This is a genomic window from Marinobacter sp. Hex_13, from assembly GCF_001566815.1.
In the GTDB taxonomy this organism is placed as follows: Bacteria; Pseudomonadota; Gammaproteobacteria; order Pseudomonadales; family Oleiphilaceae; genus Marinobacter; species Marinobacter salarius.
The window spans coordinates 64,727-76,635 of sequence record NZ_LSMM01000049.1 but is presented as its reverse complement, the minus strand read 5'-3'; the positions used below and the strand labels follow the sequence as shown (position 1 = coordinate 76,635).

The window sequence follows — 11,909 nt, the reverse complement described above, 5'->3', positions numbered from 1 at the left end:
GGGTCCGCTCCGCTATCAAACCGGCATATTCATGATGTCTTCGTAGGCCTTCACCACCCGGTTACGGACCTGGGTCAATGCCTCGAAGGAGATGGATGCTTTTTCAGACGCGATCATGACGCGGGAGATATCCATGTTCGGATCGCCCATTTCATACGCCGTCTTCATATCACTGGATGTTTGCTGGAGTTCGTTCACAGAACCCACAGCCTGGCTGAGCATGTCGCTGAATTTGGGAGTGTCGGAGGTTTCCTGGACCTTGGACGGCCCGTCCATCCGTCCGCGAATGTTGTTGTCCTGTTCAACCCGCTGATTCTCCATCATCTGCGAGCGCATATTGCGAATTTCTGAAAGGACACTGTTGATGTCAGCACGCTGAACCATGATTCACTCTCCCGGCCCGCCGTATAAATGGGCAAGCCATTGACCTAGACATATCTGAACAGGTCAAAGCAAACCGCAGGCCAACATAATTTATTTGTTAATTTTCATAATGTTAATTAACAATCGGAGAGAAAGGCGAAAGACAGCGACGGTCTTTTGACGTGGGCACAAAAAACGGCACCCTTGGGTGCCGAACGAAGGAGCCTGTTGGTTGTGGTCAGGCGGCGGCCAGCTCTGCATCCAGATCGATGCCGGCATCGCGCATCTGGGCCAGCTTGTATCGGAGCGTGCGCGGGCTGATACCCAACTGCTCCGCCGCCCGGTTGCGTCGACCACGCTCTTTTTTCAACGTTTGGATGATAATCCGGAATTCACGCTGTCGGACTTCATCACCCAGTGACGTGGAAGATAGCGCTCCGAGACCCGACAGGCTTTCCTCGGCATAGGTATCCTGAGCGTCCCGATCAGGTGACTCAGCCCCGGATTCGGAAACGACTGGGTGTGGCGAGGCCGGAGATGTCGTGCCGGCGGGGCCACTTTCCATACGCCCGGTAATTCCGAGTTCCAGGCAAAGGTCACCAGCATGGATGACATTCCCCTGGTGCAAGACCAGCGCCCGCTGTATCGCGTTGTCCAGCTCGCGAACGTTGCCCGGCCATTGATGACCCATCAGCGCATCTCTGGCGTCGGGCGCGAAGGTCACGCCGGTCAATTTCATCTTGCGGCAATGATTTTTCAGCAATGCATTCGCCAGCGGCATGATATCCAGTGTACGTTCGCGCAGTGGCTGCCAGTGCATGGGGAAGACCGTCAGCCGGTAGTACAGGTCTTCACGGAATTTGTTTTCCCGCACGTAATCGGACAGATCCCGGTTGGTGGTGGCAATAACCCGTACATCCAGGGCGATGGTCTTGCGACCACCGACCCGCTCAACCTCGCGCTCCTGCAGCACCCGCAACAGCTTGGATTGCAGGCCAGGATCCATTTCCGAAATCTCATCCAGCAGGATGGTGCCACCGTTGGCCTGCTCGAACTTGCCCGGGGAGGATGCAACCGCACCGGTAAAGGCACCCTTCTCGTGGCCAAACAGGATGGCCTCCAGCATATTCTCGGGAATTGCCGCGCAGTTGATCGCCACGAACGCCTGGTCTGACCTGGGAGACTGCTGGTGAATATAGCGCGCCAACACCTCTTTACCGGTTCCACTTTCCCCGGAAATCATCACCGTCGAGTCACTGGCTGCCACCTTCGCCGCCAGTTGGAACATCCGTTTGCTGATCGGATCTTCCGCAACGGGCTGGTCGACACTTTTCTGGCGGCCGCCGCCGACCACTCTGGTCACCGCATCCACAAGCACTGAGGGCTCGAACGGTTTGACCAGGTAGTCGATGGCACCGGACTGCATCGCGGACACCGCATGGCTGATCTGACCATAGGCGGTGATCAGCATGGCCGGCAGGCCGGGGTACCGTCTTTGTATTTCATGCAGCAAATCGTGACCGGACATTCCAGGCATGTTCACATCACTGACAACCATATCCACCGGTGACTCAGCCAGCTTCGCCAGGGCCTGCTCCGCATTGGCGGCTTCACGCACGCGAAACTTTGCCAGCTCAAGGGTGGTAACCAGCGCTTCTCGAAGATCCTGGTCATCCTCAACAATCAGAATTTGGGCTTTGGCCATAATAGCCTCCGATCAGTCATTCTTTGATGGCTGCTGCCGACGGTCACCCGTCGACAACGAACGCATCAATGGCAGGGAAATGATGGCAACAGCACCTCCGGCGGCAGGCGCATCAATCGAGAAACGACCCTGGTGCGCTTTCACCACCGCCTGGACCACGGCAAGGCCCAAGCCGGTGCCGTGGGATTTGGTGGTATAGAACGCTTCCAGCAATTGACTTGCCTGCTCCGTGGTAAACCCAGGACCGTTATCACTCACGCACACCACCAGTTCCTCGTCAACGGACACAACGGCAACTTCAACGTTCGTCGCCCCGGCCTCCACGCTGTTGTTCACTAGGTTGGTACAGGCACCCACCAGAGCATCACGATTGCACATCAGCGCGGCGCTATTGACCTGGTCACTCAACTCCACCGACACACCGGCAGGGAGCTTCAGTCCTTCCAGCGCGGAAGCCAGCGCCTGAACCAGGGTGTCGGCAGACAATTCCTCTGCCAACCGCGTCTCGCCCCGGGCGAAAATAAGCATGTCACGCACCTGCTGCTCCAGGTGCGTCAAGCGGGACATCAACCGTGAGGCACAACGCTGACGCATCTCCTCGTCCAGGTCTTCCTGGCTGAGGTGCCCGCCATACAGAATGGCAGCCGACAGCGGTGTGCGAATTTGATGAGCCAGGGAAGCCACCATCTTGCCCATGGCGGAAAGCCGCTGGGCATGGGCGAGCTGAGACTGCAAATGACGGGTTTCAGTCAAGTCGGTCAGCAGGATCAACTGCCCCGGCTGGTTTTCCATGGTACGAATTTCAATACTGACACGACGGCCATCCTTGAGTGACACTTCGTGGCCATCGTCGCGGCGGGGCGCAAAACAGCGACGGATAACATCCACCCACCGCTCTCCACCAAGAGGCTCCCCCAACAACGTGATCGCCGCCGGATTGGTCTGCGTCACCACCCCCTGGCTGTCGAGCACCACAACCCCGGCCGGTAGCGCATGCAGAAGCGTCGAGAGCCGGTCTGCCAGCTCCTCTTTCTGCTCCAGCTCCGCCTGGCGCTGCTGGGATTCCGCGGACAGCTCCCCGGACAACTGATTAACACGGGACTCAAGAGTGCGGTAGGAATCAGTGATCTGTCGGGACATCTGATTAAACAGCTCCAACGCTGTCCCCACAGCCTCATCGTCCTGCTCCGGGAACAACGCCGTCACCTTGTCATTGACATCGGCAGCCGCATTGGCAGACGCCTTTGCTGACGACAAACCCACAAACTGTAACTGACTCATAAACTCGCCCTCTGACCGGACTAACCCCCGGCCCGTACCAATCGGATGGATCGTTTGGACGAGACTAAGCCAGCACTGTGCCAACTTTAAATTTTGTTTATTTTTCAACAGGAAGGAAAAACAGAGGAAAGGTATACGACGGGTTTCCGTCGCCTAAAAACAGCGATGGCGCCGAAGGTTACAAACCTTTGACGCCATCAGAAACCGATTCTTTGGGGGATTGATCAGCTCTCCTCGGACTCTTCATCCCGAAGTCCATACTTCCGGACCTTCTCAACCAGCGTCGTTCGACGAATCCGAAGCTTTTCGGCTGCCCGGGCCACTACTCCCCCGGCTTCATCCAGCGCCTGCTGAATCAACTGCCTTTCAAGATTGGACAGGTAGTCCTTCAGGTCGATGCCGTTCACCGGCAGCAGAGCCGGCGCATCCAGCCCCACCAGCCCGGGAATGCCAGAGGGCATACCGGAGTCTTCCACTGGCCGGTTCTCGTCGTAATCGTCCACGTAACGGAACTTCTTGGGCAACTCCTGAACCCCAATGACACCGTAGGGGTGCATAATCGCCAACCGCTCCACCAGATTCGCCAGTTCGCGAACATTCCCGGGCCAGTCGTGGCGGCAAAGACTCATGATCGCCGCCGAGTTCAGCCTGAGGGAGCCCCGCTTTTCTTTCTCCATCCGCGAAATCAATTCATTGATCAACAGCGGAATGTCTTCAACCCGGTCACGTAAAGCGGGCATTTCAATGGGGAAAACGTTCAGGCGGTAATAGAGATCTTCACGGAAATCGCCCGTTTCAATCATGTCTTCGAGATGTTTATGAGTCGCGGCAATGACCCTGACGTCGGCTGACTGAGTCCGGTTACTGCCAACACGCTCATAAGTGCGTTCCTGCAGAACCCGCAGAATCTTGACCTGCATGTTCAACGGCATGTCGCCGATCTCGTCCAGAAACAGGGTGCCCCCCTCGGCCATTTCAAACCGACCTACCCGCGAGGTGATAGCGCCGGTGAACGCGCCCTTCTCGTGCCCGAACAATTCGCTTTCCAGTAATTCCGCTGGAATGGCACCGCAGTTGACCGGCACGAAGGGCTTGTCGCGACGAGAGGAATGGTAATGGAGGTTTCGCGCCACCACTTCCTTGCCCGTTCCCGACTCGCCAGTAATCAGCACACTCACATCCTTGTCGGCCACCTGCTCCATTAATTGGCGTACCGATTGCACTTTTCGACTCGTACCAACAAGGCTACGGAAAAGCTGTAGACCACGTTGCTGCCCCCGTTCACGGGAACGTGCAAACTGATCCCGGTAGATCTGTGCACGGTAGAGCGAGTCCACGAATTTGGTGTAGTTAAGCGGCCATTCCATGCGGGCAATTACCCGGCTTGTCTCGTCGTCGGAGAGGCCCGCCAGATCAGGGTCGCCAACCAACAGCAAAGGCACCCCCTGAGCGACCTCGCACACGGTTGAAATCACTGCGGTCACGCCATCGTCCTCGCCGTTAACAACGGCAACGGAAATTGACTCCAGATCCTCAGCGTCACCGCTGCTCAGCAGTGAATGGGCATCGGCCCCAACGACAATGCCCTCTTCGCCGATAAACTCAAGAATGGTAGAAATGTCACGTCTTTTCGCATCGTCCTCGCTGAGCACCAGCACCTTGTTATTCTTCGACATCCAAACGAATCTCTTGCGGGGATTTGTGCGGTATTTAAGACTGTAAGTGGGCCTGAGTCAATTTTATGACGCTATTTTGGCCGATTTAACGAGACGTTTTGATAGGCTTTTGCCGCGCTGCGGTTCTGGTTCACCCCTTTCAGCGCTTTCTGGGCTTCCGCCTTGGCTTCATTTGCCGAAATATTGGCACGATCACAGAATGTCTGCAGGGCTGCCAGCCTTTCCCTGACTGGCTCAGGGCTCAGCTCGCCGGCCTCAAGGGCCGCCATAACCGGCTCGATCGTCGGTTTGACCAGCTCATTCAGACGGGACAGTTCGTCCCAGTTCTTCTCCGCAAGCGCGGTCTTCAGGTGTTCAACCAGGGTATCCACTGCCTCTAGCTGTTCCGGTACCGACATAATTGCATCTCCTTGAAAACGGTCCGGTAGCGCCCCGTGCCTCAACCGGCCCGGGGCTGCCAGTCATCAGCGGCGGGCTGCTCTCCGGGCTGCCGAGGCAGAAAACTGATTACCACGGAAGCCAGGCTCGAAATCATAGGCGGGGAAGCCATTATCCAGACCATCAATGTAATAGCGCTGGGCGTTCAGATCGTAAGTCATCTCCATGGTAGTCCAGAATACCGGCTCACTGTAGTAGCTGATGTTGTGAGCTTCGGACACCCGCCAGAGTTCATCATTGCTGTCGTACTCCTCCGTGGCAAGAATCTGCCAGCTATCTTCGTCGACGTAGAACACCCTGCGGGAATAGATATGGCTGATACCGGTCCGCAGTTTCGCTTCGACAACCCATACCCGATGTAGCTCGTATCGGGCCAACTCCTGGTTGATGTGCTGTGGCCGAATGACATCGTCCGGCTGGACATCCGCGTCGTGAAGCTTGTAGGCATTGTAGGGCACGAAGATCTCACGCTTGCCTTTCAGCTCCCAGTCGTACTGGTTAGGGGCGCCATTGTACATGTCTTTCTGATCAACCGAGCGGAGGGATGAAGAGTTCGGCAGATCGGTTTCATAGGCCAGGTTCGGTGACCGGCGCAGCCGCCTTGAGCCGGCATCGTATCGCCACGCCAGCCGGGGTGAGCGAATCTGATCCAGGGTTTCATGAACCAGAGTGATGGTGCCCGCGAGACTGGATGGCGCGATGGTGTCGGTTTTCAGGTAAAAAATCTTGTTATCGATATCGGCGAGGTTCGCGCCGCGGCGGCTGTAGGCAAAGTAATAGTCGTACTGGTTAACAACCTGGTTGTAGGAACCGTTCACCTGGGGCGTCGCTGAAGCGCTACGGAACGACAGTTCCTCTCCGCGATAACGCAGGATGTGGTTCCAGATCACCTCCAGGCCATTCTTTGGAATCGGGAAGGGGCTGGTCATGATGGTGTCACGCACACCGTTTCCGTTCGCCAGAAGTTCCGCGCTGCGGGCATTCTCCCGGGACTTTTCGTACACATCTTCCGGGAAGGCCGCGGTACGACGGGTCTGGTACACCGGCATCACAAATTCCGGGCCATATTGCTCAAGCATACGGATGTGTCCGTCGGTCAGCTTGTCGCGATATAGATCCACATTCGCGCCGGTAATAACAAACAGAGGCTCATCCTCGGGAAACGGGTTGGTTTCCACCTGCCCCGGTTTCCAACTAGCGGGCGGCTTGGTTAGCCCACCTGTCCACGCAGGAATGCTGCCAGAGGCATTGCCCTGCCGCTCAGCTCCAACTGGAGTCAGTTCGCTAGCCAGCCGCTGAGCTTCGGATTCACTGACCTTTGCCAACGCAACGCCTGACAACCCAAACAATGCCACTGTAAAACCCGTGACCCATTGGTTCCGCATTCCCTTCTACCTCCAAGGTAACCGATCAACCCATGTATCATTCGCGGTTTGGCATGCCTACGCCGGAAACAACAACAGGCGATCAAATGTTATTCAATCGGGGCGCCTTTTTGCCAAATTCAAACGACCGTTTCAAGTGAATCTTTGTAGTTTCTTGTCAAAACCACCAAACCAACGGCGGGAGGAGAAATTCACAATGAAAAATGTTATAGTTGGCGATTAATTCATCGCACAGCAGTGAAACCACTCTCAGGTACTACCATGGCTTCACAGTGGCATTCGTTGGTTTCCCAGAAAATATTCCTGGCTCGCAACCTGTTGGGGCAGCTGGAGCACAGCGACAGCGTTCCAACGCAAGAAGCGCTGCTGCAAGGCAGCATAGAGCTGGGGCTGAGGGCTCGAAAACTGACGCTGGTAATGATCGCCAGGGTGTATCAGCACAAACATAGCCAGCCTGATGACCTTGAGGCACTGGATGAGCTGATCGGAACCCACAGCCCGGAAATGACAGAACTGGAGCAGCTGGCCAGTGACGGGCGGAGTTGGTGGAGTCATCTCGAGCAGCTTGAGCGTCATCAGGGCAATCCCCCGGTGACCCGAAAAACGGTCAGCAATGAAAACGTGATTGCGGTTGCAGCTGACACCGGCCCGGATCGCTCAAAGCAGGCTCTGGAAACCACTCTGGGCGCGATGAAACACTTTATCGATATCCTCGAGGATCGGCACAGCGAATGGTAATGAACCACGGCGTTGCCGGACCCAACAGGAATGAACTGAAAGGCTAACTTAATGTCACCATCGTTTTTCGAGATTGTACAACTGAGCAACGGAGACTATGCGCTTCGCCGCATCGACGACGACAGTGCACCACTGGTCCAGATATCATTTTCGACGGAAGCCAGGGAGATGATGGAAGACCGGGACATGAACGTGGCCAAGGCCATGATTGCAGCCGGTATTGAGGCCGTCGGTAACGTTGCCCATGATATCGACTGGGAAGACGAAGAGCCGGACACTCAGGACATCCGGCCCTCCTACACACTTCATTGACGATCAGCGCTGGCGCAGCACCACACCATGACTGTTACCCCGAGCCGAAGCCTGCTCCAGTGACGCGAGCGCTTCGCGCCCGAGCTTGTGGGTCCACATGACCACAGCGTGACAGGTGCCTGCGCTCAGTGCTCGCTCGGCAAGCTCCCCGGCTGGGTAGTCAGGAGTAGACCTCAACACCAACAGTTCGCCTGCAACGATGCCACGCATGGTCTGCCACTTACTGACAAGGCTTTGGGGCGGATCAATCCAGGCTAACCAACGCTTCTCCTGATTCAACTGCGTAAGCATCGGTAGCAATAGCTGGAAGTTCTCAACCTGCCCTTCGGGCAAAATGATTTCGGTCACATTGCCTGCCGGTTTGGCTGGGCGACTCCTGACAGCAGGCGCCCTGACGGTATCATGGTCGCTCATACCGGCAACCTCTGAACCGACAAACCTGCCGCCTCCGTGAGCATAAGCCAGATTCTGATTAAAGCTGAGTTGTTCCATGATAAGCCTCACCTGCCGTTAAGCCGCGCCCGCGGTGTTCAACACTCAACGAAACACAGCCGGATATGTCCGGACACCCTGGGGGTGTCAGTGAAGGTCCGAGCGCCGTATGACCCCGACGCCGAGCCCCTCAATGAAGAGTTCCTGTTCTGTCAGATCCACTTCTATGGGTTCGAATTCCTCGTTCTCGGCGATCAAGTACACTTTCGAGCCTTCCTTACGGAACCGTTTGACCGTGACTTCCTCACCTACCCTCGCCACAACCACTTGTCCGTTGTGCACATCGTGGGTGCGGTGCACCGCCAACAGGTCGCCGTCAAGGATGCCAATGTCCTTCATGCTCATGCCGCGCACCCTGAGCAAATAATCCGCCGAGGGCGAGAAAAATTCAGGCTGCAGGGTGCAATGGTCTTCGATATGCTCCTGGGCCAATATGGGGCTACCGGCCGCCACCTGACCGATCACTGGCAAACCAAGATCAGCCTCTACATCGGGAAGACGTATTCCCCGGCTGGCTCCCGGCACCATCTCGATGGCGCCTTTTCGGGCCAGTGCCCGCAGATGTTCTTCTGCGGCATTGGCAGAACGAAACCCAAGTTCCGCCGCGATTTCTGCACGGGTCGGCGGATACCCGGTCTCGTCAAGGTAGCGACGAATAATATCCAGTACCTGTGTCTGCCTAGCTGTCAGCTTCATTTAGGTTGCCCCGGTTAGCCCTGTTTTTATATACAGTGATTTGACTATATACAGTGTTTTATCCAGTGTAAACCCTGTAAACGCAATTTTTTCTTGAGCCGCACTGGGTGGCCCGTCCACCACGCCCTGACGTATGACTGTGTTAAGGTAATCGCAACCAAAATAGGGAGTCGCCTGAATGAGCAACAGATGTAGGTTACCGGACATCCTCAAGACGGATGACGGCAAGGAACGCAGAGTTGGCGTTGAAATTGAGTTGTCCGGCCTCGGTTACGAAGATCTCGTCTCGCTGTCCGCAAAACTGCTGGGAGGCACCGGAAAGTCTGTTGCGCGCTATGTGTCCGAGGTTGAAACGGAACTCGGTGACTTTACCATCGAACTGGATTCGGACCCGATAAAGGACCTTGATCTGGCCGACGAGCGTCTTCCCGAATCTGTCAGGGAGCTTGGCGGCCAGGCCATGAGCGTGATCGACGCAGCCGCCGAGAAAATCGTGCCCCTGGAGATCGTCAGCCCTCCGATGGCTTTCAGTAAGCTGGAACGCATAGAGACACTTTGCGATGAGCTGCGCAGAGCAGGCGCACTCGGCAGCCGGGAGGCGCTCTATTATGCCTTTGGTTTGCAATTGAACCCGGAGCTACCGGACCTCAGAGCCACAACGCTGGTGCGCTACCTGCGGGCCTTCGCTGCGCTCTACGAGTGGCTGAAGGCACGCCACCAGATCGATTTCAGCCGTAAGCTGACCAGCTACATTGAGCCCTGGAGCAGCACCTACATTGACCTTCTGATTTCAGAGGATTATGCGCCGGACATGGAGCAATTAATGCGGGACTATCTGCATTACAATCCAACCCGCAACAAGGCCCTGGACCTGCTCCCGCTGTTCGCACACCTGAACAGCGATTTGCTCGCAGAATATGTGGAGGATGAGCGCATCAAAAGCCGGCCAACGCTTCATTACCGGCTACCCGACTGCGACATTGATAACCCTGACTGGCATTTTTCCACGGTTTGGAATGACTGGATTGTGTTGGAACAACTGGTGGCCAACGCTGATGACTTATCGAAACTGGTTACGGAGTTTCGCAACAGTCGCAAACTGAGCCTCCATAACCTGACCCACAGCTGGTTAGACACGTCTGACCAGTGGCTTCGGTCCGGGAACTATGTCTGAAAGCCCGGTAGATAAGCCTGAACATCCGGGCCTTACGATTGGCATCAGCGGCCCGGCACGCCGCAGCCTCGCCCACCGGCTGATCACCTTCGCGCTGCGCCTCCATGGAGCGCGTACCCATTTTATCCGCCCGGGTTCGAAGGTGGACGTCTCCTTGCTCGACGGCCTTGTGCTCTCCGGTGGTACCCACGTGCACCCTTCGCGGTACGGTCAGACTCCCCAGGTAACCGCCCGGTATGACGTGCGCCGCGACGAAACCGATGTTCGTCTGCTGTCCCGTGCTGAAGAATTGAACATCCCGGTACTGGGTATCTGCCGCGGCGCCCAGTTTATCAATATTTTCCGCGGCGGATCTTTGTGCCAGAACGTGACACCTCTGCGGGTGAACACCCGCCACCGGCCGTTACTGTTACCGCTACAGACTGTTCGGGTCGTCAGTGACAGCCGCCTGGGAGAGGTGATGCGCAGCCCGGTCATTGGCGCGAACCGCATCCACAGCCAGAGCATCAAAAAACTGGGCACACATCTCCGCGTTGTTGCCGTGGACAACGACTCGTTTGTACAAGCGATAGAAAATACACGTGGGCAATGGCTAATGGGCATCCAGTGGCACCCGGAGTACCTGCTTTATCATGGCGGCCACCGGCGGATTTTCAGCCATTTCGTGCAGGCTGCGGAAGACAGGAAGCTGATTCGGCTGGATGAACCCGTCGAAGCCGCCGGAGAAGATGATGAGAATACCGCTCAAAATGGCAGATAACGCTGCAACACGGCCTTAATTTCACGAATTTCCCGAGCATCGTCGGGCAGAGCCGTCAAATAACGGGCCGCCCACTCTTTCAGTTGCTCGCGGGTGGTCACATAATGGGGGTCGCTCCCGGTCAGCCTGAACAGGATATCACGCTCCCGGGGCGTCAACCTGACCTGATTCTCGTGCAATAACATGGAGATCCAACTATGTTCCACAACGTCCATCGATACCTGCTGGCCTCCACGGCCCTGATTCTGTTTCCCCTGGGCGCATCAGCAGCAGAAGTCAGCCTGAGCGGTCAGGCCTCAGTCAAGTATACGCCAGACAGCGCACGGCTGCAGTTCACCGCCCGCGCCGAGCACAAGCTTCCCGAGACGGCCACTGAGGAAGTCAACGAGCAGATGGAGAAGTGGAGGGAGAGCATCGAGGACTTCCGCGACCGGCTCAAATCCTACAGCGACGCCTCGTTGAACCTTTACAGCCGTTCGATTCCATCACCAGAGCGTCACGAGGAGCCCCGACGAGTGGCCGTGGCTTCACAAACGGTCAGCTTCACCATCGATGACCTCTCTCTGCTCAACCCGATTCTTGCACAGGCGCAATCACTGGGTATGGACTACAACGTCGGTCCCCATCAGTTTTTTCATTCCGATGAAGTCGGTTTGCGTAAACAGGCCCTGGCGGGCGCCATTGCGGATGCGAAATCACGCTGCGAATTTGTCGCCCGGGAACTGGACAAACAGTGCGGAGAGGTGATGACCATTAACGTCGATGGTGGCCATCAACCCCCGATGCCAATGATGGCGGAAATGCGAGGCGCCTCGGACGCTGTCTCAGCGGTCGGTTCCCGTGAACTGGAGGCCCGGGTTAGCGCGACTTTTGAACTGGAGTAGATCAC

Annotated in this window: 14 protein-coding genes; 5 read left to right on the top strand and 9 right to left on the bottom strand. The window is 56.5% G+C overall.

Annotated features, from left to right (window positions below; translation table 11 throughout):
* Nucleotides 1–15: 15 nt before the first annotated feature.
* From fliE to AXW11_RS12845, 6 genes are all read right to left on the bottom strand, one after another.
* Nucleotides 16–384, bottom strand: coding sequence for a flagellar hook-basal body complex protein FliE (gene fliE, locus AXW11_RS12870; protein WP_036204822.1), 369 nt, complete (start codon nt 382–384; stop codon nt 16–18).
* A 217-nt stretch (nt 385–601) separates the two neighbouring features.
* Nucleotides 602–2,068, bottom strand: a complete 1,467-nt coding sequence (locus tag AXW11_RS12865; RefSeq protein ID WP_091641050.1) for a sigma-54-dependent transcriptional regulator — start codon at nt 2,066–2,068, stop codon at nt 602–604.
* Nucleotides 2,069–2,080: 12 nt separating this feature from the next.
* A complete protein-coding gene (locus tag AXW11_RS12860) occupies nt 2,081–3,349 on the bottom strand; it encodes a sensor histidine kinase (RefSeq protein WP_091641047.1) in 1,269 nt (422 codons plus the stop codon).
* Nucleotides 3,350–3,573: 224 nt separating this feature from the next.
* Complete coding sequence (locus tag AXW11_RS12855) at nt 3,574–5,025, bottom strand: sigma-54 dependent transcriptional regulator (protein WP_036204813.1); 1,452 nt, start codon at nt 5,023–5,025, stop codon at nt 3,574–3,576.
* Between the two features lie 71 nt (nt 5,026–5,096).
* The gene (locus tag AXW11_RS12850; protein ID WP_036204810.1) at nt 5,097–5,423 is read right to left on the bottom strand and encodes a hypothetical protein; all 327 of its coding nucleotides are present in this window, start codon (nt 5,421–5,423) and stop codon (nt 5,097–5,099) included.
* Between the two features lie 66 nt (nt 5,424–5,489).
* A complete protein-coding gene (locus AXW11_RS12845) occupies nt 5,490–6,848 on the bottom strand; it encodes a DUF1329 domain-containing protein (RefSeq protein WP_036204795.1) in 1,359 nt (452 codons plus the stop codon).
* A 261-nt stretch (nt 6,849–7,109) separates the two neighbouring features.
* On the opposite strand from AXW11_RS12845, the gene AXW11_RS12840 reads away from it, so the two are divergent.
* The gene (locus AXW11_RS12840; RefSeq protein WP_036204793.1) at nt 7,110–7,586 is read left to right on the top strand and encodes a DUF6586 family protein; all 477 of its coding nucleotides are present in this window, start codon (nt 7,110–7,112) and stop codon (nt 7,584–7,586) included.
* A gap of 51 nt (nt 7,587–7,637) precedes the next feature.
* On the top strand, nt 7,638–7,898 hold the full coding sequence (locus AXW11_RS12835; RefSeq protein ID WP_007155189.1) for a hypothetical protein: 261 nt from the start codon (nt 7,638–7,640) through the stop codon (nt 7,896–7,898).
* Nucleotides 7,899–7,901: 3 nt separating this feature from the next.
* On the opposite strand, the gene AXW11_RS12830 is transcribed toward AXW11_RS12835, so the two are convergent.
* Together AXW11_RS12830 and lexA are read right to left on the bottom strand one after the other, a co-directional pair.
* Complete coding sequence (locus tag AXW11_RS12830; RefSeq protein ID WP_371915653.1) at nt 7,902–8,312, bottom strand: cell division inhibitor SulA; 411 nt, start codon at nt 8,310–8,312, stop codon at nt 7,902–7,904.
* Nucleotides 8,313–8,477: 165 nt separating this feature from the next.
* On the bottom strand, nt 8,478–9,086 hold the full coding sequence (gene lexA, locus AXW11_RS12825; RefSeq protein ID WP_036204787.1) for a transcriptional repressor LexA: 609 nt from the start codon (nt 9,084–9,086) through the stop codon (nt 8,478–8,480).
* 178 nt (nt 9,087–9,264) lie between these two features.
* Here lexA and AXW11_RS12820 point away from each other — a divergent pair, with 178 nt between their 5' ends.
* Together AXW11_RS12820 and AXW11_RS12815 are read left to right on the top strand one after the other, a co-directional pair.
* Nucleotides 9,265–10,260: an amidoligase family protein gene (locus AXW11_RS12820; protein WP_091641044.1), complete on the top strand. Its 996-nt coding sequence runs from the start codon at nt 9,265–9,267 to the stop codon at nt 10,258–10,260.
* Entirely contained in the window at nt 10,253–11,020 is a 768-nt protein-coding gene (locus tag AXW11_RS12815) for a gamma-glutamyl-gamma-aminobutyrate hydrolase family protein (protein ID WP_036204783.1), read from the top strand. Before AXW11_RS12820 ends, AXW11_RS12815 begins: the two co-directional genes overlap by 8 nt.
* Here the strand turns inward: AXW11_RS12815 and AXW11_RS12810 are convergent.
* Nucleotides 11,005–11,235, bottom strand: coding sequence for a hypothetical protein (locus tag AXW11_RS12810; RefSeq protein ID WP_126812165.1), 231 nt, complete (start codon nt 11,233–11,235; stop codon nt 11,005–11,007). The genes AXW11_RS12815 and AXW11_RS12810 overlap by 16 nt on opposite strands.
* On the opposite strand from AXW11_RS12810, the gene AXW11_RS12805 reads away from it, so the two are divergent.
* Nucleotides 11,218–11,904, top strand: a complete 687-nt coding sequence (locus AXW11_RS12805; RefSeq protein ID WP_036204779.1) for an SIMPL domain-containing protein — start codon at nt 11,218–11,220, stop codon at nt 11,902–11,904. The two genes, AXW11_RS12810 and AXW11_RS12805, sit on opposite strands and share 18 nt — an antisense overlap.
* Nucleotides 11,905–11,909 lie beyond the last annotated feature (5 nt).

What these genes read in the sequence shown, in the direction of transcription:
- fliE (WP_036204822.1), bottom strand. Translation starts at nt 384, where the DNA reads ATGGTTCAGCGTGCTGACATCAACAGTGTCCTTTCAGAAATTCGCAAT.
- AXW11_RS12865 (WP_091641050.1), bottom strand. Translation starts at nt 2,068, where the DNA reads ATGGCCAAAGCCCAAATTCTGATTGTTGAGGATGACCAGGATCTTCGA.
- AXW11_RS12860 (WP_091641047.1), bottom strand. Translation starts at nt 3,349, where the DNA reads ATGAGTCAGTTACAGTTTGTGGGTTTGTCGTCAGCAAAGGCGTCTGCC.
- AXW11_RS12855 (WP_036204813.1), bottom strand. Translation starts at nt 5,025, where the DNA reads ATGTCGAAGAATAACAAGGTGCTGGTGCTCAGCGAGGACGATGCGAAA.
- AXW11_RS12850 (WP_036204810.1), bottom strand. Translation starts at nt 5,423, where the DNA reads ATGTCGGTACCGGAACAGCTAGAGGCAGTGGATACCCTGGTTGAACAC.
- AXW11_RS12845 (WP_036204795.1), bottom strand. Translation starts at nt 6,848, where the DNA reads ATGCGGAACCAATGGGTCACGGGTTTTACAGTGGCATTGTTTGGGTTG.
- AXW11_RS12840 (WP_036204793.1), top strand. Translation starts at nt 7,110, where the DNA reads ATGGCTTCACAGTGGCATTCGTTGGTTTCCCAGAAAATATTCCTGGCT.
- AXW11_RS12835 (WP_007155189.1), top strand. Translation starts at nt 7,638, where the DNA reads ATGTCACCATCGTTTTTCGAGATTGTACAACTGAGCAACGGAGACTAT.
- AXW11_RS12830 (WP_371915653.1), bottom strand. Translation starts at nt 8,312, where the DNA reads ATGAGCGACCATGATACCGTCAGGGCGCCTGCTGTCAGGAGTCGCCCA.
- lexA (WP_036204787.1), bottom strand. Translation starts at nt 9,086, where the DNA reads ATGAAGCTGACAGCTAGGCAGACACAGGTACTGGATATTATTCGTCGC.
- AXW11_RS12820 (WP_091641044.1), top strand. Translation starts at nt 9,265, where the DNA reads ATGAGCAACAGATGTAGGTTACCGGACATCCTCAAGACGGATGACGGC.
- AXW11_RS12815 (WP_036204783.1), top strand. Translation starts at nt 10,253, where the DNA reads ATGTCTGAAAGCCCGGTAGATAAGCCTGAACATCCGGGCCTTACGATT.
- AXW11_RS12805 (WP_036204779.1), top strand. Translation starts at nt 11,218, where the DNA reads ATGTTCCACAACGTCCATCGATACCTGCTGGCCTCCACGGCCCTGATT.
- AXW11_RS12810 (WP_126812165.1), bottom strand. Translation starts at nt 11,235, where the DNA reads ATGGACGTTGTGGAACATAGTTGGATCTCCATGTTATTGCACGAGAAT.